The organism is Pseudomonas sp. S3_B11 (assembly GCF_054667715.1).
This window is the reverse complement of sequence record NZ_CP162749.1, coordinates 1,532,896-1,553,181: the sequence shown is the minus strand read 5'-3', so window position 1 is coordinate 1,553,181 and position 20,286 is coordinate 1,532,896. Positions and strand designations below refer to the sequence as shown.

Annotated in this window: 15 protein-coding genes and 1 pseudogene; 9 read left to right on the top strand and 7 right to left on the bottom strand. The window is 61.8% G+C overall.

Going from position 1 to position 20,286, the window contains the following annotated elements:
- Nucleotides 1-126 precede the first annotated feature (126 nt).
- The gene (locus AB4O22_RS07280; RefSeq protein WP_460096056.1) at nt 127-2,916 is read left to right on the top strand and encodes an ATP-binding protein; all 2,790 of its coding nucleotides are present in this window, start codon (nt 127-129) and stop codon (nt 2,914-2,916) included.
- On the opposite strand, the gene AB4O22_RS07275 is transcribed toward AB4O22_RS07280, so the two are convergent.
- Nucleotides 2,878-4,365 (bottom strand): ATP-binding protein, encoded by a 1,488-nt coding sequence (locus AB4O22_RS07275; protein WP_460096055.1) that lies wholly within the window; start codon nt 4,363-4,365, stop codon nt 2,878-2,880. The two genes, AB4O22_RS07280 and AB4O22_RS07275, sit on opposite strands and share 39 nt — an antisense overlap.
- Before the next feature lie 183 nt (nt 4,366-4,548).
- Nucleotides 4,549-5,499: a GlxA family transcriptional regulator gene (locus tag AB4O22_RS07270; RefSeq protein ID WP_223471584.1), complete on the bottom strand. Its 951-nt coding sequence runs from the start codon at nt 5,497-5,499 to the stop codon at nt 4,549-4,551.
- Nucleotides 5,500-5,819: 320 nt separating this feature from the next.
- On the opposite strand from AB4O22_RS07270, the gene AB4O22_RS07265 reads away from it, so the two are divergent.
- On the top strand, nt 5,820-6,542 hold the full coding sequence (locus AB4O22_RS07265; protein WP_460096054.1) for a pirin family protein: 723 nt from the start codon (nt 5,820-5,822) through the stop codon (nt 6,540-6,542).
- Between the two features lie 184 nt (nt 6,543-6,726).
- Here AB4O22_RS07265 and AB4O22_RS07260 read toward each other — a convergent pair whose 3' ends face one another.
- Nucleotides 6,727-7,602 carry a LysR family transcriptional regulator gene (locus AB4O22_RS07260; RefSeq protein ID WP_223471582.1) on the bottom strand — a complete coding sequence of 292 codons (876 nt, stop codon included), beginning with the start codon at nt 7,600-7,602 and terminating at the stop codon, nt 6,727-6,729.
- A gap of 111 nt (nt 7,603-7,713) precedes the next feature.
- Here AB4O22_RS07260 and AB4O22_RS07255 point away from each other — a divergent pair, with 111 nt between their 5' ends.
- Nucleotides 7,714-8,901: a YbfB/YjiJ family MFS transporter gene (locus tag AB4O22_RS07255; protein ID WP_223471581.1), complete on the top strand. Its 1,188-nt coding sequence runs from the start codon at nt 7,714-7,716 to the stop codon at nt 8,899-8,901.
- 13 nt (nt 8,902-8,914) lie between these two features.
- Here the strand turns inward: AB4O22_RS07255 and AB4O22_RS07250 are convergent, their stop codons facing one another.
- A complete protein-coding gene (locus AB4O22_RS07250; RefSeq protein WP_223471580.1) occupies nt 8,915-9,958 on the bottom strand; it encodes a GlxA family transcriptional regulator in 1,044 nt (347 codons plus the stop codon).
- Nucleotides 9,959-10,162: 204 nt separating this feature from the next.
- Here AB4O22_RS07250 and AB4O22_RS07245 point away from each other — a divergent pair.
- From AB4O22_RS07245 to AB4O22_RS07220, 6 genes and pseudogenes are all read left to right on the top strand, one after another.
- A pseudogene (locus AB4O22_RS07245) lies at nt 10,163-11,332 on the top strand (HAMP domain-containing protein); the annotation flags it as partial.
- Nucleotides 11,333-11,338: 6 nt separating this feature from the next.
- Nucleotides 11,339-12,193, top strand: a complete 855-nt coding sequence (locus tag AB4O22_RS07240; protein WP_371103548.1) for a methyl-accepting chemotaxis protein — start codon at nt 11,339-11,341, stop codon at nt 12,191-12,193.
- Between the two features lie 195 nt (nt 12,194-12,388).
- Complete coding sequence (locus AB4O22_RS07235) at nt 12,389-13,297, top strand: LysR family transcriptional regulator (protein WP_223471579.1); 909 nt, start codon at nt 12,389-12,391, stop codon at nt 13,295-13,297.
- A gap of 111 nt (nt 13,298-13,408) precedes the next feature.
- Nucleotides 13,409-14,599, top strand: a complete 1,191-nt coding sequence (locus AB4O22_RS07230; protein WP_223471578.1) for a CaiB/BaiF CoA transferase family protein — start codon at nt 13,409-13,411, stop codon at nt 14,597-14,599.
- Nucleotides 14,596-15,531 carry a hydroxymethylglutaryl-CoA lyase gene (locus AB4O22_RS07225; RefSeq protein ID WP_223471577.1) on the top strand — a complete coding sequence of 312 codons (936 nt, stop codon included), beginning with the start codon at nt 14,596-14,598 and terminating at the stop codon, nt 15,529-15,531. Before AB4O22_RS07230 ends, AB4O22_RS07225 begins: the two co-directional genes overlap by 4 nt.
- Nucleotides 15,532-15,613: 82 nt before the next feature.
- Nucleotides 15,614-16,951 (top strand): MFS transporter, encoded by a 1,338-nt coding sequence (locus tag AB4O22_RS07220; protein WP_460096053.1) that lies wholly within the window; start codon nt 15,614-15,616, stop codon nt 16,949-16,951.
- Between the two features lie 48 nt (nt 16,952-16,999).
- Here the strand turns inward: AB4O22_RS07220 and AB4O22_RS07215 are convergent, their stop codons facing one another.
- From AB4O22_RS07215 to AB4O22_RS07205, 3 genes are all read right to left on the bottom strand, one after another.
- Nucleotides 17,000-17,887 carry a DMT family transporter gene (locus tag AB4O22_RS07215; protein WP_460096052.1) on the bottom strand — a complete coding sequence of 296 codons (888 nt, stop codon included), beginning with the start codon at nt 17,885-17,887 and terminating at the stop codon, nt 17,000-17,002.
- A 96-nt stretch (nt 17,888-17,983) separates the two neighbouring features.
- Nucleotides 17,984-18,877, bottom strand: a complete 894-nt coding sequence (locus AB4O22_RS07210; RefSeq protein ID WP_223471574.1) for a dihydrodipicolinate synthase family protein — start codon at nt 18,875-18,877, stop codon at nt 17,984-17,986.
- A gap of 114 nt (nt 18,878-18,991) precedes the next feature.
- A complete protein-coding gene (locus AB4O22_RS07205; RefSeq protein WP_460096051.1) occupies nt 18,992-20,227 on the bottom strand; it encodes an aromatic ring-hydroxylating oxygenase subunit alpha in 1,236 nt (411 codons plus the stop codon).
- Nucleotides 20,228-20,286: the final 59 nt, after the last annotated feature.

Genomic DNA, 20,286 nt, shown 5'->3' with positions numbered 1-20,286 from the left:
TCCCTCGCCACAGGGTCCGGCGCCTGGAAGGCAGGGAGTAGAGCCTGCGCCGTTGCGCTTGAAGCAAAACCTGAGGAATATGCTCGGGTAAAGCCCAGGCACCGGGACCAGAACATTGAGAGCAACATGAGCCAATACCTCAGCCTGCCCGTCGAACAGACGGTGCATTTCGGCCCTTACCGAGTCCATCCTCGCCAACGCCTCGTGCTCGAGGGTGGGCAACCGTTGCGCCTGGGACGGCGGGCCGTGGAGATTCTGCTGGTGTTGCTCGAGCACGCCGGCGAGGTGGTGAGCAAGCAGCAACTGATCGCCCGGGTCTGGCCCAGGAGCGTGGTGGAAGACACCAACCTGCGCGTGCACGTCGCGGCACTGCGCAAGGCCCTCGGGGATGGCCAGGCCGGGCAGCGCTACATCGTCACCGTGGCGCAGCGCGGCTACAGTTTTGTCGCGCCGCTGTCATTCGAGCCGTTCGACCAATGGGCGCACATCCCTCATCCGTCCTTGACGCGCAACCTGCCTCTGCAACGCACGCGCATGATCGGGCGCCAGGCCCTGGTGGAAAACCTGGTGGCCCAGCTACCGAGAAAACGCTTCATTACCCTGGTCGGTACCGGCGGCATCGGCAAGACCACCGTTGCCCTGCGGGTCGCTGAACGGCTGATCGGCCAGTACCGTGACGGCACGCATCTGCTGGACCTGGCATCGCTCAACGACGCGGCCATGATCGCCCCCAACCTGTGCGCCTTGCTCGACCTGCCACTGCAGGACGGTGATCCGCTGGACGCCATCGCCCGGCAGCTCAAGGAGCGGCATCTGCTGCTGGTGATCGACAACTGCGAGCACCTGATCGACGCCATCGCCCTGCTCAGCGAAACCCTGCTGCGCGGCGCACCCCACCTGCACATCCTGGCCACCAGCCGCGAAGGCCTGCGCGCCGAAGGCGAACACGTGCAGCGCCTGGACGCCCTGGCGTTCCCGCCCCGGGAAATGCCCATCGAGGGCTACCCCGCCCTGGAATACCCGGCGCTGCAACTGTTTGCCGAACGGGCGATGGCCAGCCGTGAGGACTTCGAACTGAGCGACCGCGAGGTGCCGTTGGTGATCGACATCTGCCAACGGCTGGACGGCATTCCCCTGGCCATCGAGCTGGCTGCCGCGCAAATCGGCCGTTTCACCCTGGAGGAGCTTCACCGGCAACTGCAAGACAGCGTCGCCCTGCTTCACAACGACTCCGACGCCGCACCGCGCCAGCAAACACTGCGCGCCACGCTGGACTGGAGCTTCGCGTTGCTCACGGCCTGCGAACAGACCTGCCTGCGGCGGCTGGCGGTGTTCATGGGCAGTTTCAACCTGGCCTCGGCCGCCGCGGTGATCGTCGGCAAGCATGTCGCGCCCGAACAGGTGCTGGTGTCGGTCAGCCAGTTGGTCGCCAAATCGTTGCTCAATGTAGAGATCGGCGATGAAGAGGTGCGCTATCGCCTGCTGGACACCACCCGCCGCTATGCCTTGGAACAACTGGCCGAAGCCGGGGAGCTGGCGGTCAGCCAGGAGCGCCACGCCGAACGCTGCCTGGCGCTCATGGGACAAGCGGAAAACGATTGGGAAAACACCCCCACCCGACTGTGGATCGCCCGCTATGCCGACTATCGCGACGACATCCGCGCGGCGCTCGACCGAGGCTTGGGCCCGCAGGGTTCACACGCCGTAGCGATCCGCCTGACCGCCCGTACCCTGCCCCTCTGGCAGGAACTGTCGCTGCTCAAGGAACACGGCCTCTACGTCAACAAAGCACTGCAATTGTTGCGGGCCAGCCCCGCGCCATGCCCGCGCTTGACCCTGGCCCTGGAGCTGGCCCATGCCAGTTTCAACTACCACACCGAGGGCGGCACGCCGGCCACTGTTCGAGCCTTCGCCACGGCCCGGCAACTGGCCCGGCAATGCCAGGACCTGGCCAGCGAGCTGCGGGCCGTGTCCGGGCAAATGACCGTCGACCTCAGTTGCGGTGACTACCAACAGGCCTTGGCACACAGCCGGGATTTCGACCGGTTGGGCTTGCAGGGCGACCCGACCCTGTCCTTGAGCACCCAACGCCTGCGGGTGCTGGCGTTGCATTTCACCGGCGACCAGCGCGCGGCGCGGCGCGAAGCCGAACAGGTGATCCAGCGCCTGGCCCAGAGCGGTCACCTCAGCCGCTTCAGCCACGGCTTCGGCGTGCAATACGATCAGAGCGTGGCCGCGTTGACGGTTCTGGCCCGCATCCTCTGGCTGCAAGGTTTTGCCGAGAAAGCCCGGCGCACAGCCAACCTGGCGCTGCAGATCGCCGTGCAGATCAACCACGGCATTTCGATCTGCTACACCTTGGCGCTGGCCGGTTGCGTGATCGCCCACTACACCGGCGATCATTCGACTGCCCGGGAAAGGCTCGACCTGTTGAAGCAGCAGGCCAAGAAACATTCGGTGATGCTGTTCCATGACTGGGCTTGCCATTACGACCGCGCATTCGACGATCAGCCCCTGGCAACACGCCCGACAAACGGCTTGATCCAGGACATCGCCGTCACCCTGCGCAGCGACTTCGTCAGCCCGGCGCAAATCGAACGGGCCCGCAGCGGTGCCGCGGGCTGGTGTTCGGCAGAGATCCTGCGGGCCGGTGCCGAGACCTTGCTGGCACGCAATGAACCGTCCCAGGAAGAAGCCGCCGAGGCGCAACTGCTGGCCGCTCTGGCCGTGGCACGTCGTCACCAGGCCCTGGCCTGGGAACTGCGCAGCGCCACGTCCCTGGCCCGTTTGTGGCAGCGCCAAGGGCAGGCGCATGCCGCGCAGGCACTGCTCGGCCCCGTCTATCGACGCTTCACCGAAGGTTTCGAGACCCCCGACCTATTGGACGCCAGCGTGCTGCTCCAGGCGCTGACTTGACGGTTGGGGCCTTGAACGCCGGACTCCCCAGGCACCTTGCAGCACGTAACGCCGATGAAACACAGGCCACTGACCACTGCGCCGCAGTTTGTCCATGGCATAGGCGCGAGTGGTGTGGAGCAGATGGAAGCGTCCCCCTTCGGCAAGCGGTTCGACCATCAGCAGTGACACGCTCACCAGCCGCGACAGCAGCGAGGGTAATGTCCCGACACTCAGTTCAGCGCAACTGATCACGGCCAGCGCCGCCTTGAGCGTAAACGGCCCCTCGAACACCGCCAGGCGCTGGAATGCGGTTTGTTCGTCAGCGCTCAAACGCTCGAAACTCGAGTCCAACACCGCCTCCAGGCTGCGGTGCCGGGCCACCGCCGTACGCCGCCCATGGCTCAAGAGTGATAAACCGTGATCCAGTTGTTCCAGGACGCCAGCCACTCCCAAGGCATCAACCTGGGCCGCCGCCAGTTCCAACGCCAACGGCAATCCGTCCAGGCGCTGGCAGATCTGTGCAAGCGTCGGCCAGTCGCGGCCACCCGGTTTGAAACCCTCCTGCCGGGCGCCAACCCGCTCGATCAGCAACTGCACCGCCGGACATGCCTCGATCTGGTGCTCCAGTTCCAGGGGCGACGCCACGGCCAGGCCCGGCAGCGACACAATCCTTTCATCCGGCAAGTCCAAGGGTTCGCGACTGCTGAGCAGCAGCGACACCCCAGGCGCCGCAGCCACTGCCTGGACCAGCTCCCGACAAGCGTCGAGCAGGTGCTCGCAACCGTCGAGCACCAGCAACATCCGACAGGGTTCGAGGCAACGGGCCAAAGCACCCTGCTCCACGCCCAGCACACCGGCCACTTGCGCCACCACTTGCGAAGGATCGCCGACGGCCGCCAGGTCAACGAACCAGGCACCGTCCTCAAAGTGTTCGAGCAGCAGCTCCGCCACCCGCAACACCACGGTGGTCTTGCCGACCCCGCCGGGGCCGGTCACGGTGGTCACGGCTTGACGGGGCACTTGCGCCAGCATTCGTCCCAGGACTTTGTCGCGACCCACCACCGGGCTCAAGCGTGCGGGCAGATTGTGCCGCTCGGTTTGGGGGCTGAAAGGCGACTCAACGCGCTCTTGCGCCACCAGGGGCAGCGCAAGGCAATAGCCTTGTCGAGGATGATTGAGGATATAGCGAGCGCCGCCCCGCCCGTCACCGAAGGCCCGCCGCAGCGCCGCGATGTGCACCCGCAGGTTGATGGCCTCCACGACGCTGTCTGGCCAGACGTGAGCGATGAGTGTTTGCTTGCTGACGTAGTGGCCGGCGTGCTCCACCAGCACCTGCAGGACGTCCAAGGCACGGCCGCCCAGCGCAACGGGCTGGCCGTCACGGGTCACCAGCCGCTGCTGCCGGTAGAAGGCGAACGGACCGAAGCCCACCGCCGGCTCGCTATCGGGTTTGACGTAACTGTTCATGGGCGATCCAGCGCCGGATAACCGGTGCGGGCGTCAGCGTGCGGATCACCGAACACGTCTGCCCTGGCTCCTGCGCATCCTTTCCAAAGGGTTCGCCGTTATCTTGGCAGGCGCAGGCCTCAGGACAATGCTGGCACAGGGAGCGCCACGGACATCACGGTGCCCTGGACGGACACCAATGGCTCAACTGAATTGCTGGCGATACTGCACCGGGGTCAGTCCGAGCTTTTCACCGAACAAAAAGCGCATGTGCCGCACGCTGCCGAAGCCACTGCGAAACGCCACGGTCTTGAGCGGCAGATCGGTGGTTTCCAGCAATTGACGCGCCCGGTCGATGCGCGCGCCCTGCAGGAACTCCATGGGTGTCATCTTCACCTCACGGGCGAAGACCCGGGCGAAATGCCGCGCGCTCATGGCGGCCAACGCGGCCATGCGCTCGATGGTGAAGGGTTCATCCAGATGTTCCATCACATGATTCTGCACGCGGGTAATGGCCGATTCCTGCGTCGACACCGCCGCCACCGAGGGGCTGAACTGCGCCTGTCCACCCTGGCGTTTCATCACCACCAGCAACACCTTGGCCACGTCCAACGCAACCTTGCGACCGTGATCCTGAGCGACGATGGACAGGGCCAGGTCGATCCCGGCGGTGACGCCGCCGGAGGTGATCAGGCGCCGGTCCTGCAGGAAGATCTTGTCGGTTTCCACCAGCGCCTTTGGGAAACGTTGTATCAGGCGGTCGGTGTAATGCCAGTGGGTGGTGACGCGATAACCGTCGAGCAAACCCGCCTCACCGAGCACAAAGGCCCCGGTGCAGATGGAGCCGTAGCGCGTAGCCCGTTGTGCCGCGGCCCGCAACCAGATGTGCAGCCCCGGATGCCGGTCGTTATAGGCCCCCGGCCCGCCCGGCACCAGCAACACGTCATAAGCCGCCCATGCCTGGTCGATATGGATATCGGCCTGCACCATCACGCCGTTGGACGCCCGCAATGCCCCGCGCTCGGTTCCCAGGGTCAGCAATTGATAACGCAGGTCCCCTGCGAGGTAGCGATTGGCGATGGAAAACACCTCCATAGGCCCGGCCATGTCGAGCAGCAAAAAATCCGGGAACAGCACCATTGCAACGGTTTTCATCGGGATACGCCAAAAAATCCAGAACTTGTAGATGTCCCATGTGGGAGCGAGCCTGCTCGCGATAGCGGACAATCAGTCAACACAAGTGCAAGCTGGACCGACGCTATCGCGAGCAGGCTCGCTCCCACAGGTTTTATAGCCTCAAAGCCTCAGCATTATGTCGAAGCCAAGCATCTGCCGGTAGGGTTATCTATTGTCCACCCAAAGCGGACAGTCTTTCGTTTTCTACCTGCTTATTGAATATATGGATAACCATTAACCTTCTTCCTGAACCCGGCGAACGGCCCAGCCGTCGCCCACAGACATCAGGAGAATTGATCATGCTGACCCTTCGCAAAGCTTCGGATCGCGGCATTGCCCGCCACGGCTGGCTGACCTCGTTCCACACCTTCTCGTTCGCCAGCTACCGTGACCTCAACGAACAGGGCTTCTCCGACCTGCTGGTCATCAACGATGACCGGGTCGCCGCCGCCAAGGGTTTCGGCCAGCATCCTCACCGGGACATGGAGATCTTTTCCTATGTGCTCGAAGGGGCGCTGGAACACAAGGATACCCTGGGCACAGGTTCGGTCATTCGCCCAGGTGACGTGCAGTTGATGAGCGCCGGCAGCGGCGTGGCCCACAGCGAGTTCAACCATAGCGCGGACGAGCTGGTGCACTTCCTGCAGATCTGGATCGTGCCCAATGTCAGCGGTGCCACGCCTCGCTACCAACAGGAGCATTTCAGCAGCGAGCAGAAACGCGGTCGCCTGCAATTGATCATCTCCCCCGACGGGGCCGACGGCTCGCTCCAGGTGCGCCAGGATGCACGGGTCTACGCCGGGTTGTTCGATGGCCAGCAAAACACCACCCTGACCCTGGCGCCGGATCGCTATGCCTACGTGCATGTGGCACGAGGTGCTGTCGAGCTCAACGGCATCCCGTTACAGGAAGGTGATGGCGTGCGGGTGCGCGAGGAGCAGGTCCTGACCTTCAGTAACGGCCAGGATGCCGAAGTGCTGGTGTTCGATCTGCGCCCGCAGGAACTGCCACAGATGCCATGAAACACCCTTTAAACCCTAGCGATGAAGCAACCTGTAGCCCCTGTGGGAGCGAGCTTGCTCGCGATGGCGGAGTGTCAGCTACCTGAGTATGGGCTGATTTGACGCCATCGCGAGCAAGCTCGCTCCCACAATGGGGTCTTTCACAATGAAGCCTCCAGATTGAATGGGTGGCCGCCCCGGCGCTTCATTCATTCTCCAGCGCAAACACCTCGACAATCTCATCGATCACCGCCCGCACCCGTGCGGTATGGCGCAGGTCCGCGTGGGTGACCAGCCAGACCTCGTAAGGCAACGGGCGCGTGCGCTCCGGCCATATCCTCAGCAACCCGTCACGCGCCCCCATGTACAGCGGGATTTCCCCCACGCCGATGCCCGCGGCAATCGATCGACGCACCAACAGGCTCGAACTCAGGCTGGCCACGACCCGTCCGCGATTGATCGGCTCGGAAACCAAGGTGAAATCCTTGCTGCCCTGCCAGTACGGCTGATAAACCACCAAGTCATGCCCGTCGAACTCGCTGCCGGGCGACGGTACCCCACGGGCATCGACATAGGCCTGGGACGCAAACAATCCTACCGGCCAACGGGCGATTCGCCGAGCGATCAGGTCGGGATTGTCGGGCCGGGTGTTGCGCACGGCGATGTCCGCTTCGCGCTTGACCAGACTGAGGATCTGTGTGGAGGCATCCAGTTGCACGCGCACATCAGGATGGCGCCCATGCAGGCTGGCAATGGCCGGAATCAAGAAGTCGACGGCCAATGAGTCGGTGGTGGCGACCCGGACATTGCCGATCAGGCGATCATCCAGGCCCTGTATCCGGCGCTCCAGCTCCAGCGCCGAATGCTCCATCTTCTCCACCGCCTTGAGCGCTGCCTCGCCGACGGCCGTCAGTGCGTAGCCGTCGGAGGTTCGCAGAAACAGCGCAGCATCCAGGGATTTCTCCAACGCCGTGACGCGCCGTCCCACCGTCGCTTGATCCACCCCCAATACCCGCGCGGCACCGCGCAAGGTCGACGCTCGGCAGACGGCCAGAAACACCCGCGCATCATCCCAATTCATTCGCCCTCCTCAGCTGCAAATATGCATCACAATGAAGCTAAATCGCTGCACAAACGCAGCAACGATAGTCGATATGCTGGACGCAATAAACCCTTCCACAGGATCGCTGTCATGACCCCCTCATCCGCTGCGCTCGAATCACCTCCCACGAGCATCTGGCTGCCCATCTTCGCCGGCCTCTGCGCCAGCCTCGTCAGCATCGGCCTGGCGCGTTTCGCCTATACGCCACTGATCCCGGCACTGATCGAGGCCCGTTGGTTTTCTGCCAACGACGTGGTCTACCTCGGGGCGGCGAACCTGGTCGGTTACCTGATAGGCGCCCTGCTCGGCCGTCCCATGGCCCACCGACTGAGCAACAGGAACGCATTGCGGCTGATGATGCTCGTCGTGACCGGCGCATTTTTCGCCTGTGCCTTCCCGGTGTCGGTGACTTGGTATTTCGCCTGGCGGCTACTGTCGGGGATCGCCGGCGGCGCGATCATGGTGCTGGTGGCGGCGACCGTCTTGCCCCATGTACCGGCGGCACGCAAAGGCTTGGCCAGTGGCGCGATTTTCCTTGGCATCGGCCTTGGCATCGCCGGTTCGGGAACGATTGTACCGCCGCTGTTGAGCCTGGGCCTGCCGGCCACCTGGCTGGGGCTTGGTGCCCTGTCACTGGCATTGACCGGGTTGAGCTGGTTTGGCTGGCCCCGGGACACCGCGCAGGTGACAACCAGCGCTGCGCCCGACGAACCCATGCCTCCTGCGGTTTTCCAGCTGTTCGCCCAGTATGCGTTCATGGCCGCCGGGCTCGTGCCCGCGATGGTCTTTTTGGTCGACTACGTGGCGCGCGGCCTCGGTGCCGGAGCGCATGTCGGGGCAATGGTCTGGGTGATGTATGGCCTCGGGGCGATTATCGGGCCGGTGGGCCATGGTTTTCTCGCCGATCACCTCGGCGCGCGCAAGAGCATTCGACTGGTCCTGGCCGTGCAAGCGATTGCCCTCGGCTTACTGGCGATTTCACACACTTTCATAGCACTGGCGCTGCTGGCCGTGATCATCGGTTCGTTTCCACCGGGCATCGTGCCCTTGGCCCTGGCCCGGGTGCATGAACTGGTCCCCAATCACCATCGCCAACAACTGGCTTGGAGCCGGGCCACTGTTTCGTTCGCCACCTTCCAGGCGGTGGCCGGGTTTGCCTACTCGGCCCTGTTCAATGCCAGTGGCGGACACCACGCGTTGCTTTTCCTGATCTCCGCCGGGGCGATTCTGTTTGCGTTGATGCTCGATTTCCCTTTCGTGACAGAAAAACATCCCTGAACGGGCAACCGCTTTATCGCAACGCCTGTTTGCGCTCCGATTTCGAGCGATAGCTACCAGGCGGGGCACCAAAGAAATCCCGGAAACGACGCTGGAAGTGCGGGGAGCTGACGAAGCCTGTCGCCACGGCGATTTCGGTCACGGATCGATTGGTCTGCTGGATGAGCTGACGGGCACGCGTCAAGCGCAGTTCCAGGTAATAGCGTGTGGGGGTCGCACCAAGAAAACTGCAGAACCGCCGCTCCAACTGCCGCTTGGAAATCTTGACGCACGCCGCCAACTCGTCGATGGTCAACGGCTCTTCTACGTTTTGCCACATCAGTTCCAGAGCCAGCTTGAGGCTTTCCGGCAGGGTCGGGTCGGTTTCGACGAAAACCGGCGGCAAGTCCGTCGCATCATCGCCGGACTCATCACAGCGAAGAATTTCCTCGATGGCGCCCACAAGCGCCGTCCCGCCCGTCTGGCGAATCAATTGGAGCATCATGCGCAGCGAACTGTTGGCGCCCGCGCAACTGACTCGCTCCCGATCAACCACATAGGCCCGGCTGGACACCTTCACGTGGGGAAACACCTCCGCCATCATGGCGCGGCTTTCCGGATGGACAGCGCATTCGAAACCATCCAGCAGATTGGCATCGGCCACGAAGAAGGCACCGTTCCACAACCCGCCGAGGATCGCCCCGGACGCCGCATGGGCGCGCAGCTTGCGGCGCAGCAAGGGATGGCCTTGCAACTTCACGCGAAAGCCCCCGGCGACGATCAGCACGTCCTGGTTTTCCGGCATCTGCGCCAGTTCGACGTCCGTCGAGATGACAATGCCCAGGTCGCTCGTGACTTGCCCACCTGAAACCCCCACCGTCAGCACTTCATAGAGGGGCATGTCGCTCATCAGGTTGGCGGTCACCAGCGCATCCACCGCACCGGTGAAGGACATCATCGAGAAGTTGTCCATCAATACAAACGCGACGCGGATCGGCGCCTGGCTGGCGGGCGCCGCGCCGAGCGGTCGATAAGCCATGTTCTTGTTTTTGAGTACGCTCTCGAATGCGCTTGGCATAGGGCCTCGTTAATACATTAAAGACGATGAGGATTGCTGCACGAGGGTGCCTTGAACCCCAGGGCGAAGGCGCAGGGCAAACCACGTTATCTTCCAGACTAGTGAAGCCGGCTGCAATCGCGCCTGCGCCGTCTACCGATCATCCCGCGCCAAAATGGCAAGCCTCAAGTGCCTACGACTTTGGTCGATACACTGGCAGTAGGCATGGGTGCTTTTCCCTTAAGTGACTCGCAACGCCAACCACTGCTGTTTCCGCCATCCAAACACTTAAAATATCCCGCGGGAGAAGTCATGAATATCAAACAGAAGCTGACATGGGCGTTCGCGGCCATCGCCTGCCTTCCGGTTATCCTGGTGGCGGTGCTGGTCGTGCTGAACCTGCGCGACGCCGCAAAAGCCAACTTTCTAGACAGCAGTGGCCGTGAAATCCGCCAGATCGACAACGGCATGAAGCAGTTCTTCGATGGCATCAGCCAGAACGTCGAACTCTTCGCCAGGGATCCGCGGGTCATCGCTGCCAAAGGCTTGAAAAATTATTCCAGCGCCGACGCCGCACAAGCCCCCTTCCCTGAGATCAATCAACAGCTTCTGGAGATCTTCGAAAGATTCGCCAAGAGCCATCCGACTACCGCCTATCTTTCCGTGGGCATGGATGACGGCGGCTACGCGAGCTGGCCGGACGATCCCAAAATGGCCAAGTACGATCCGCGCGTGCGTCCATGGTACAAGGCCGCCATGGCCGCACCGGGCACAACTGTGCGCACAGACGCCTATTACTGGGCGCCGGACGATGTGTCGCTGATCGGCACCGTACAAACTGTCGCTGACTCCAGCGGTAAATTGGTGGGTGTTGTTTGCCTGGACGTGTCGCTCAAACAGCTCACCGAACTGGTCAAGAACATCAAGCTGGGTGAAAGCGGCTACCTGATGCTGGTCGAAGCCAACGGCAACGTCCTGGTGGATGCTGCCGATGCCAAGCATAACTTCAAGCCGTTGGCCGACTTGGGCCCCAACTATGCCGAGCTGGCCAAAAGCAGCGATGGCGTGACCCAGATCGAGATCGACGGCGTGCCCTACATGGCCAACGTGGTCAGCTCCAAAGGGTTGGGCTGGCGCTTCATCGGCCTGATCAAGCGCGATGAAGTGATGGCCGAGGCTTCGAGCCTGACTTGGCTGATCGCCGCCATTGCTGCCGTACTGGCTGTGGTGTTCGCTTTGGTAGGCGCCAGTTTCGCCAGCGTGATCGTGCGGCCGATTCGCGGTGTTGCCAACGGCCTGCAGGAAATCGCCGAAGGTGAAGGTGACCTCACCCGCAAGCTCTCGGTGCAAGGCAAGGACGAAACGGCCACCCTGGCGGGCTGGTTCAACCAGTTCCTGGGCATGATCGCGCAACTGATGCAGCGTATCGGCAGCGCCTCTTCCGACCTGCAAACCGCCGCAGCCGATACCAGCCACGTGGCCCAGAACATGAACGACGCTGCCGGGCGCCAGCGCCAGGCCGTGGAACTGGTGAGCACCGCGTTCAACGAAATGGTCGCCACCGCCAACGAAGTGGCCCGCTCTTGCAGCCAGGCGGCCTCCAGTGCGGACGAAGGCTATCGCGATGTACACGATGGCCAGCATCACATCGGCGAAGCCACCGGCAGCGTGATGAAACTGAGCGACGACCTGCAAAAGTCGACCCAGACCATGCAGGCGCTGGAACAGGACAGCAAGAACATCAACACCATCCTCGACACCATCCGCTCGATCGCCGAACAGACCAACCTGTTGGCCCTGAACGCCGCCATCGAAGCCGCACGGGCCGGCGATCAAGGTCGCGGGTTCGCCGTGGTGGCCGACGAAGTCCGGGCGCTGGCACGGCGTACCGCCGACTCCACCGGTGAGATCGACAGCCTGCTGGGCAACCTCGCACGGCGCACCCAGGAAGTGACCCAACAGATGCAAAGCAGCCTGCAGGTGTCACAAACCAGCGTGGAACGCATCCAACAGGCCCGCGACAGCTTCGACAAGATCCGCAACTCGGTGGACTCGATTCGCGACCAGAATACGCAGATCGCCACAGCGGCAGAGGAGCAGCACCAGGTGGCCGAAGACATCAACCGGCACATCGCGCAGATCCATGCCGATGCCCAGTTGGTCGAGGAATTCGCCCACTCGGCGCAGACCGGCTCGGGGCGTCTGACGGATATTTCCGGACAGCTCAAGGGACTGGTGGGTCGCTTCAAGTTCTAAACCGAGGCCAGCGCAAGTACACAGGTGGGAGCGAGCTTGCTCGCGATGGCAGCCTCACAGTCGACAGATAGGTTGACTGTGCTGGCCTCTTCGCGAGCAAGCTCGCTCCCACAAATGGTTTGTGTTACATGTGCATTTTGCGTCCGCTGAAGATTATCAATGTGGGAGGCAAGCTCAACCAACCGGACAGGCTCCATGCTCCATAAACAACTGATCAGACGCCTGGACCTCATCACCCTTCAGCTGTTCGTTGCCGTCCACGAAGAGGGCACCTTGACCCGCGCCGCATCGAGGGAAGCTATCGCGGTGTCGGCGGCCAGCAAACGCCTGATGGAGCTTGAAGAAGTCCTGGGTGTTGCGTTGTTCTCCCGTACGGCCAAGGGCATGTCCCTGACCGCCGCCGGCGAAACCCTGCTGCATCACGCGCGGCGCATGCTGGCAGAGGTGGAGAAAGTCGGCATCGAAGTCGGCGAGCATTTGCAAGGGCTCAGAGGCTATGTGCGCATGCTGGCCAATCTCTCGGCGATCATCCAGTTCCTGCCTGAGGACCTGCACAGCTTCGTGTCCACTCATCTGCGGGTAAAAGTCGACCTGGAAGAGCGTCCGAGCACAGGCGTCATCGAAGGGATCATCGACGGCGTGGCCGACCTGGGGATCTGTTCGATGGACAGCGATACCAAGGACCTTTTCAGCGTCCCCTATCGCCATGACCGCCTGGCCGTGGTCATGCGTCCCGATCATCCATTGGCCGACCGGGACCAGGTGGCTTTTGCAGACACCTTGCAGTACGACCATATCGGGCTGCACGCAGCGAGTTCGATCAACAGTCGCGTCCATGCCGCCGCCAATACCCTCGGCGAATCCCTGCGCGTGCGCATCCATGTCCCGGGTTTCGACGCGGTCTGCCGGATGGTACAAGCGAACATGGGCATCGGTGTCTTGCCGTACAAGGCCTATGAACTATTCGGACGGGGCCTTGGGCTGACTGTCGTTCCGCTCACCGATGACTGGTCCCATCGAACCCTGTTGCTGGTGGTACGCGAGCGCGACGCCCTGTCCCCTGTGAGCCGGTTGTTGTTCGATCACCTTCAACTCAGCGAATAACCCGACGACTCGTTCGCGAAACGCGAACGCCCCTTTCCAACACAAGGTTGGAATCGCCCACGGAACAGCCTCTAGTCTTGGCACAAATTCCAAGAAACATGAGGCTGCACCATGACTGCTCTTAGCGGAATCCGCGTCATCGAGATCGGAACGCTCATCGCCGCCCCTTTTGCCGCACGGTTGATGGCCGAATTCGGCGCCGAGGTGATCAAGATCGAGAGCCTTGGACAAGGCGATCCTCTTCGCAAGTGGCGAAAACTGCACGAAGGCACGTCGCTCTGGTGGTACCTGCAGTCGCGCAACAAAAAATCCCTGGCACTCAATCTCAAATCCGCCGAAGGCATCGCGATCGTCAAGCAACTGGCCGAAAGCGCCGATGTGCTGATCGAGAATCTTCGCCCCGGCGCCTTGGAAAAACTGGGGCTAGGTTGGGACGTGCTGCATGCACTCAACCCCAAGCTGACCCTGGTACGAATTTCCGGTTATGGCCAGTCCGGCCCCTACCGCGACCGTCCGGGGTTCGGTGCGATTGGCGAGGCCATGGGCGGGATTCGCTACACCACCGGTGACCCGCAGTCCCCTCCCGCGCGCATGGGCGTCAGCCTCGGGGATTCGCTGGCTTCAATGCATGCGGTCATGGGCGCGCTGATGTCGCTGCTGCGGGTCAAGACCGGCCAGGGCGACGGCCAGATCGTCGACGTTTCCCTCGTCGAAAGCGTGTTCAATGTGATGGAAAGCCTCGTGCCGGAATACGACAGGCTCGGCCACGTCCGCGAACGCAGTGGCGGCGCCCTGCCGGGCATTGCGCCGTCCAATACCTACCCGACGGCGGACGGTGGCTACGTCGTCATCGCCGGCAACAGCGACCCCATTTTCAAGCGCTTGATGATTGCAATCGGCCGACCCGACCTGGGAGAAAAACCGGCGTTTGCCCACAACGACGGCCGGGTCGCCGAATGCGACGTGCTCGATCGAGCCATCCGCGAATGGAGCGCCAGCTTGCCGATCGAGGAGGTACTCCAAGCGTTGGAAAAAGCCGAAGTGCCAGCGGGTCGAATTTACTCCGTGGCCGACATCGTCGCCGACCCACACTACCAGGCACGAGGCATGATCTTGGATGCCCAGCTACCGGGCGGAGCCGCGGTAAAAATGCCCGGCATCGTCCCCAAGCTATCGGCCACCCCCGGCACCGTCAACTGGCAAGGGCCGAGCCTGGGGCAGCACACCCAAGCGGTGCTGGGTGAGCTGGGCCTGAGCGAAAGCGCCATCCAACGCCTGAAGAATGAAGGGGTCGTGCAATGATCACCGACTACTCGCAACGCCTTATTGTCCAAGAGGTCGCTCTCCGTGATGGCCTGCAGATCGAACCGGCCTGGGTTGAAACGGCCGACAAGATCAACCTCATCGACCAGCTTTCGCTGGCCGGCTTCACTCGGATCGAGGCGGGATCCTTTGTGTCGCCCAAGGCCATTCCCGCATTGCGTGATGGAGAACAAGTGTTCCAAGGCATCACGCGGCGCCCCGGGGTCATTTATGTCGCGCTGATCCCGAACCTCAAGGGCGCACAACGGGCCCTCGATGCCGAGGCAGACGAACTGAACCTGGTGGTGTCGGCCAGCCAGAGCCACAACCAAGCCAACATGCGCATGACTCGCGAGCAGTCCTTGGCTGCCTTTGCCGACGTGGTTTCGCTGGTGGGCAACCGCGGCGTCAGCCTCAACGGCTCGGTGGCGACTGCCTTTGGCTGCCCGTTCGAAGGGCCGGTCGATGAAGACGTGGTGATGCGCCTGGTCGACACCTACCAGGCACTCGGCATGCACGGGGTGACCCTGGCCGATACGACGGGCATGGCCAACCCACGCCAGGTCTACCGGCTGGTGCGCCGGGTGCTTGAACAGCTTCCTGCCGCTGCGTTGACCCTGCATTTCCATAACACCCGCGGGCTGGGGCTGAGCAATGTGCTGGCAGCCTACGAGGCCGGCGCCCGGCGTTTCGATGCCTCGCTCGGCGGGCTGGGCGGCTGCCCTTTCGCACCGGGTGCCTCAGGCAACATCTGCACGGAAGACCTGGTGAATCTCTGCGAAGAAATCGGCATCGACACCGGAATCGACCTGCCTCACTTGCTGGACCTGTCCCGCACCCTCCCCTCGCTTCTGGGACACGAAATGCCGGGGCAAGTGGCGAAGGCCGGGCGAAATTGTGACCTTCATCCGCTACCTCCCGGTATCGGCTGAGACGTAACGAGGCGACCCTGGTCGCCAGCCAGACAACAAAAACAAAAGAGTTCCCTTAGGGAAACTCGCCTGGAGAAAACTCATGTCTTCCGTATCGATAACCTCTCAAGGTGGCGGCGCCGCAGCCGCGGCCAATGATGAAAAAGCCCTGATCGCCAAAGTGGCATGGCGCCTGATGCCCTTGATCATGGTCTGTTACCTGTTTGCGTTCTTCGACCGCATCAACATCAGCTTTGCCAAGTTCCAGCTGCAAGCCGACCTGAGCCTGAGTGACACCGCCTATGGACTCGGTGCCGGGCTGTTCGTGGTCGGCTACGTCCTGTTCGAGGTGCCCAGCAACATGATGCTGTACAAGGTCGGTGCACGTCGCTGGATCGCCCGCATCATGATGTCCTGGGGGATCGCCACGGCGCTGATGGTGTTCGTGACTGCCGAATGGCAGTTCTACGTCCTGCGCTTCATCATCGGAGCCATGGAAGCGGGCTTCGCCCCGGGCGTGTTGTACTACCTGACCCTGTGGTTTCCACAGAACTACCGGGGACGCATCACCTCCACGCTGTTCCTGGCGTCAGCCTTCGCCGGGCTGATCGGCGCGCCGGTTTCCGGCCTCGTCCTGGGCCATATGGACGGCGTCCTGCAAATGCGCGGCTGGCATTGGCTGTTCCTGCTGGGTGGCATTCCCTGCGTGGGCCTGGGACTGATCGTGCTGTTCACCCTCAAGGACCGGGTCACGGACGCCAAATGGCTGACCGATGCCGAGAAGACCTACCTGGCCAGTCGTATCGCAAGCCAGGAATCCCACAAGCATGGCGGCTCGTTGATGACCGCGCTGAAATTACCGGGCTTCCTGATGCTGGGCCTGATCTACTTCCTCATCCAGGTCGCCTCGTACGGGCTCAATTTCTGGGCACCGCAACTCATTCGCAGCGCCGGCACCGAAAGCCCGACCATCATCGGCCTGCTCACCGCGGTCCCTTACGTCTGCGGCGCCATCAGCATGATCGTGATCGGGCGCTGGTCCGATGCCACCGGCGAGCGACGCAAATTCGTCTGTGGCCTGGTGATCGTCGGCGCCATCGGATTCTTCAGCGCCGGCATCTTTGCCAACCACACCCTGCTGCTGACCATTTCGTTGGCACTGCTGGGTAGCGGCATCATTGCCTCGATCCCGGCCTTCTGGGCACTGCCGCCCAAGCTGTTGGCAGGCGCAGGAGCCGGCGCTGCAGGAGGGATCGCGCTAATCAATACCCTGGGTCAGTTCGGCGGCATCGTCAGCCCGGTGATGGTCGGCTATATCAAGGACATGTCCGGCAGCACCACGCCGGCGCTGTATGTCATCGGTGGCACGTGCATCCTGGCGGGGGCTTTGCTGATGTGGGGCTTGCCGCAATCCTTGAGGACGCTGGACAGGCACCAGTAAACACTCTTTCGAGCCAAGGACGGCTCGCCGTCGGATGCTGCCAGACCACTACCCTTTCGCCTTGATCGCATACATGCCACCGGCAATCACCAGACACGCCCCCACCACCGTCCATGTGTCTGGTAGCTCGCCGAAGACCAACAGGCCAATCAGCGTGGCAAACACCAGCAGCGTGTAGTTGAACGGCTGGAGCGTGGCGGCCGTTGCATACTTCAGTGCCTGGAGAAATAACAGCTGGGCCACCACGCCTGTCGTGGACAGCACCGCAATCAGGCCCCATTGCATCGGGCTCGGCGCCACCCATCCGGGAAGGCCCGACAACGTGACGCTGATCGCGCCGAAGAGGCCCATGTAAAGCATGTTCGTGGCGAACGAATCATGCTGGCTGATCCGACGCGTCAGCACGCTGAAGACCGCGAACCCCAAGGCAGACGCCAGCGGAATCAGGGCGACAAGTTCGAAGACACCGGTGCCAGGCCGAAGGATAACCAGCGTCCCTGCGAAGCCTACGGCGGCGGCAACCCATCGACGCACGCCAATGAACTCACCCAGGAATATCCCGGCCAGCGCCAGTGTCATCAATGGGAACACCGCATACAGGGCATGCATTTCCGCCAGCCCCAGATAGCGCAGCCCCCATCCAAACAGCACGATTTCACCCACCCCGACCAATGCACGGATGACCTGCAGGTAAGGATGACGGCTTCGGCACGCGGTCCGCAGGCTGCCCTGGTAGACGCTATAACCGACAGCGAAAGCCAGGAATACCCAATAGCGCACCATCACCAACTGTGCGACCGGAAGGTCTTTGACCAGCACCTTGGTGATGCCGTCCTGGCTGGCAAACACCAGCATGGAGAGCAGGCACAGGAGAATGCCGAACTGGGGCCTGGGAACCTCGTAGGCGGGTGCGCCGGTGTCCAGTTGATTGCTCATGGGTCATTCCATTTGGAGGGGACTTGCTGCTGCGTGACGACAGCATCATTCACACCCGGCGCGCCATTCGCGTCATCGTAAGTCTGGGGCCCATCGTCAGGCGAGGTCAGACTCGAGCGTGATCAACGGCACAAGGGTAGCCTTGAGCACCTCGATTTTGTCAGCGGACAAACGCGCCAAGGGCCGACGTGGATTCCCTGCGCCATAGCCGCTGATCTCGGCGCCGGCATAGACCGACTGCACATAGTCACCCTGCCAGATCAACGACATTACCGGCTCGATCGACCGCCAAATCTCCCGGGCACGTACCCAGTCCTGTTTCATGGCGGCCTCCACCACGGCAACACAAGCGCGTGGGGCCATGTTCGCCCCGCCCCAGATCAAGCCCGCGGCACCGGCGAAGAGCGCGTAGGGCACCAGCGCGTCGGCGCCATTCATCGTCGGCAGGCCCGTGCGGATCAGCGAGGCTTGGCCGGCAAGATCACCACTGCTGTCCTTGACCGACACGAAGTTTGGAATCTCGCTCAACTGGCGAAACAGCGACGGGGTCACTTCTACGCCCACTGCCTGAGGCACGTTGTAGCCTATGATCGGCAACCCCGCCTCAGACACCGTCGAGTAGAAATCGACGATGCCCTGGTCGTCGGTGGGGCCTTCGAAAAACGGTGGCAGCACCATGACGCCATCGGCGCCACATTCACCAGCATGGCGGGTGCGCTGCACCACCTCCTCCGCCAACAAGGCAGACGTTTGCACGATGACGCGAGCACGCCCATTGATGACCTTGGCGCCAAAGGCAACCAGTTGCCTGGACTCTTCCCGGCCCAGGTAGACGTGCATGCCCGTCCCGGAACTCAGGACAAAGCCGTGCACGCCGGCAGCGAGATAGCGCTCGAGCAAGGTCTCAAAGCGTGGATAGTCGATCTTGCCTTGGGCATCGAACGGTGTGGTAACGGCCAGGTTGAGGCCGGAAAAAGCGAATGCGGACATTGGATCGAGCCCCTCTTATTCTTCTTGATCGGACGCACCAACAGCCCTTCCCAGGCTGTTTGTACGCAGTCGCGATGGCCAACGCAGAAAGCGCCGGCCATCGTTACAGGGAAATCAATCCACCGATTTAAGTGGAATCCGGGCCTGGAGGCGCGTCAGCAGGGTTTCGCAGTACCAATCGTCAAACTGGCATACACCATTTTCCGCGATGTCCGAAAAAGGTCCCGGCTCGTAAGTCGGTGAGGTCACACCGGCCTGCGTCCCTTCCACCAGACGACGGTCTTGGTCGTTGGTGGCAAGCCAAACCTTCGTCAACCGGTCAATCTCGTAGTCAACGCCTTCAACAGCGGTATTGGGCACCAGCCATTTGGTGGTCACAAGCGTTTCGCCGGGGCCGATCGGGAGTACCCGGAAGCTCAATGCGTGGTCACCGAGAAAGTGGTTCCAGGTGGACGGGTAATTAAAGTAGAGCAAGGCGCCAATATCCGGCTCGCCGCTTTTATCCAGGCGTCCTGCAACAGCCGGTTTACCATCCATCGTGTAACTCACGGCACCCGCGGAAAGTGGAATGCGTGTCATACGGAAACGGCCATTCGGGTCCATGACAAGCTTGCTGGGCATACCGGCGATTTCGCAGCGATTCCAGTGGGCGGTCAGTTCCGGATCATCTTCGCCCCCGACCCCTGCCACCGAAAGGTTCTCGACAAAAGAGTTCATCAACTCCGGATGGGTACCGTCACAGTGAAAACACTCGCGGTTGTTTTCAAACACGAGCTTCCAGTTACCTTTTTCCACGAGGTTGGACTCGAAAGCCACCTTGCAGTTATCCAGGAAATGGGGGGCGATGAAAGGACTTACAGAATTCCTGAAACTTTCGAACTCAGGCGCCTCATCAGCGACACAGACATAAATGTAAGCATGAACAATTTCACAATGAACAGGTTTCAGGTTGTATTGAGACCTGTCGAAATCGGCCCCCATATTACCGGCAAACAAAAGACTGCCGTCCAGTTCGAACGTCCACTTATGATAAGGACAAACTAATTTAGCGACTTTACCTTGGGCGTGCTCGCAAACTTTAGAGCCACGATGACGACAAGCATTGTGAAAAGCCCGGACTTGGCCACTTTTATCCCTGATGATTAAGACTGGATAATCACCAATCTGCAAGGTCAAGTATTGCCCGGGCTTTTCAAGCTCAAAAGTATGCCCGGCAAAAATCCAGTCCTTGTGCCAGATCTGCTCAAGATCCTGACGAAAAACTTCAGGTTCAATATACAGTTCACGGGGAAGCGCGTGGCGCGCCTTACGCTTTTGAATCAGGTCGATCACGGATGCCTTGGTATTCATTATTATCCTCTACACATCAACCTGACGGTTAATGGCAAGTACGCCCAGAAAACGGTGTC

Coding starts and splice junctions, on each gene's coding strand:
- AB4O22_RS07280 (WP_460096056.1), top strand. CDS start 127: ATGAGCCAATACCTCAGCCTGCCCGTCGAACAGACGGTGCATTTCGGC.
- AB4O22_RS07275 (WP_460096055.1), bottom strand. CDS start 4,365: ATGAACAGTTACGTCAAACCCGATAGCGAGCCGGCGGTGGGCTTCGGT.
- AB4O22_RS07270 (WP_223471584.1), bottom strand. CDS start 5,499: ATGAAAACCGTTGCAATGGTGCTGTTCCCGGATTTTTTGCTGCTCGAC.
- AB4O22_RS07265 (WP_460096054.1), top strand. CDS start 5,820: ATGCTGACCCTTCGCAAAGCTTCGGATCGCGGCATTGCCCGCCACGGC.
- AB4O22_RS07260 (WP_223471582.1), bottom strand. CDS start 7,602: ATGAATTGGGATGATGCGCGGGTGTTTCTGGCCGTCTGCCGAGCGTCG.
- AB4O22_RS07255 (WP_223471581.1), top strand. CDS start 7,714: ATGACCCCCTCATCCGCTGCGCTCGAATCACCTCCCACGAGCATCTGG.
- AB4O22_RS07250 (WP_223471580.1), bottom strand. CDS start 9,958: ATGCCAAGCGCATTCGAGAGCGTACTCAAAAACAAGAACATGGCTTAT.
- AB4O22_RS07240 (WP_371103548.1), top strand. CDS start 11,339: ATGATCGCGCAACTGATGCAGCGTATCGGCAGCGCCTCTTCCGACCTG.
- AB4O22_RS07235 (WP_223471579.1), top strand. CDS start 12,389: ATGCTCCATAAACAACTGATCAGACGCCTGGACCTCATCACCCTTCAG.
- AB4O22_RS07230 (WP_223471578.1), top strand. CDS start 13,409: ATGACTGCTCTTAGCGGAATCCGCGTCATCGAGATCGGAACGCTCATC.
- AB4O22_RS07225 (WP_223471577.1), top strand. CDS start 14,596: ATGATCACCGACTACTCGCAACGCCTTATTGTCCAAGAGGTCGCTCTC.
- AB4O22_RS07220 (WP_460096053.1), top strand. CDS start 15,614: ATGTCTTCCGTATCGATAACCTCTCAAGGTGGCGGCGCCGCAGCCGCG.
- AB4O22_RS07215 (WP_460096052.1), bottom strand. CDS start 17,887: ATGAGCAATCAACTGGACACCGGCGCACCCGCCTACGAGGTTCCCAGG.
- AB4O22_RS07210 (WP_223471574.1), bottom strand. CDS start 18,877: ATGTCCGCATTCGCTTTTTCCGGCCTCAACCTGGCCGTTACCACACCG.
- AB4O22_RS07205 (WP_460096051.1), bottom strand. CDS start 20,227: ATGAATACCAAGGCATCCGTGATCGACCTGATTCAAAAGCGTAAGGCG.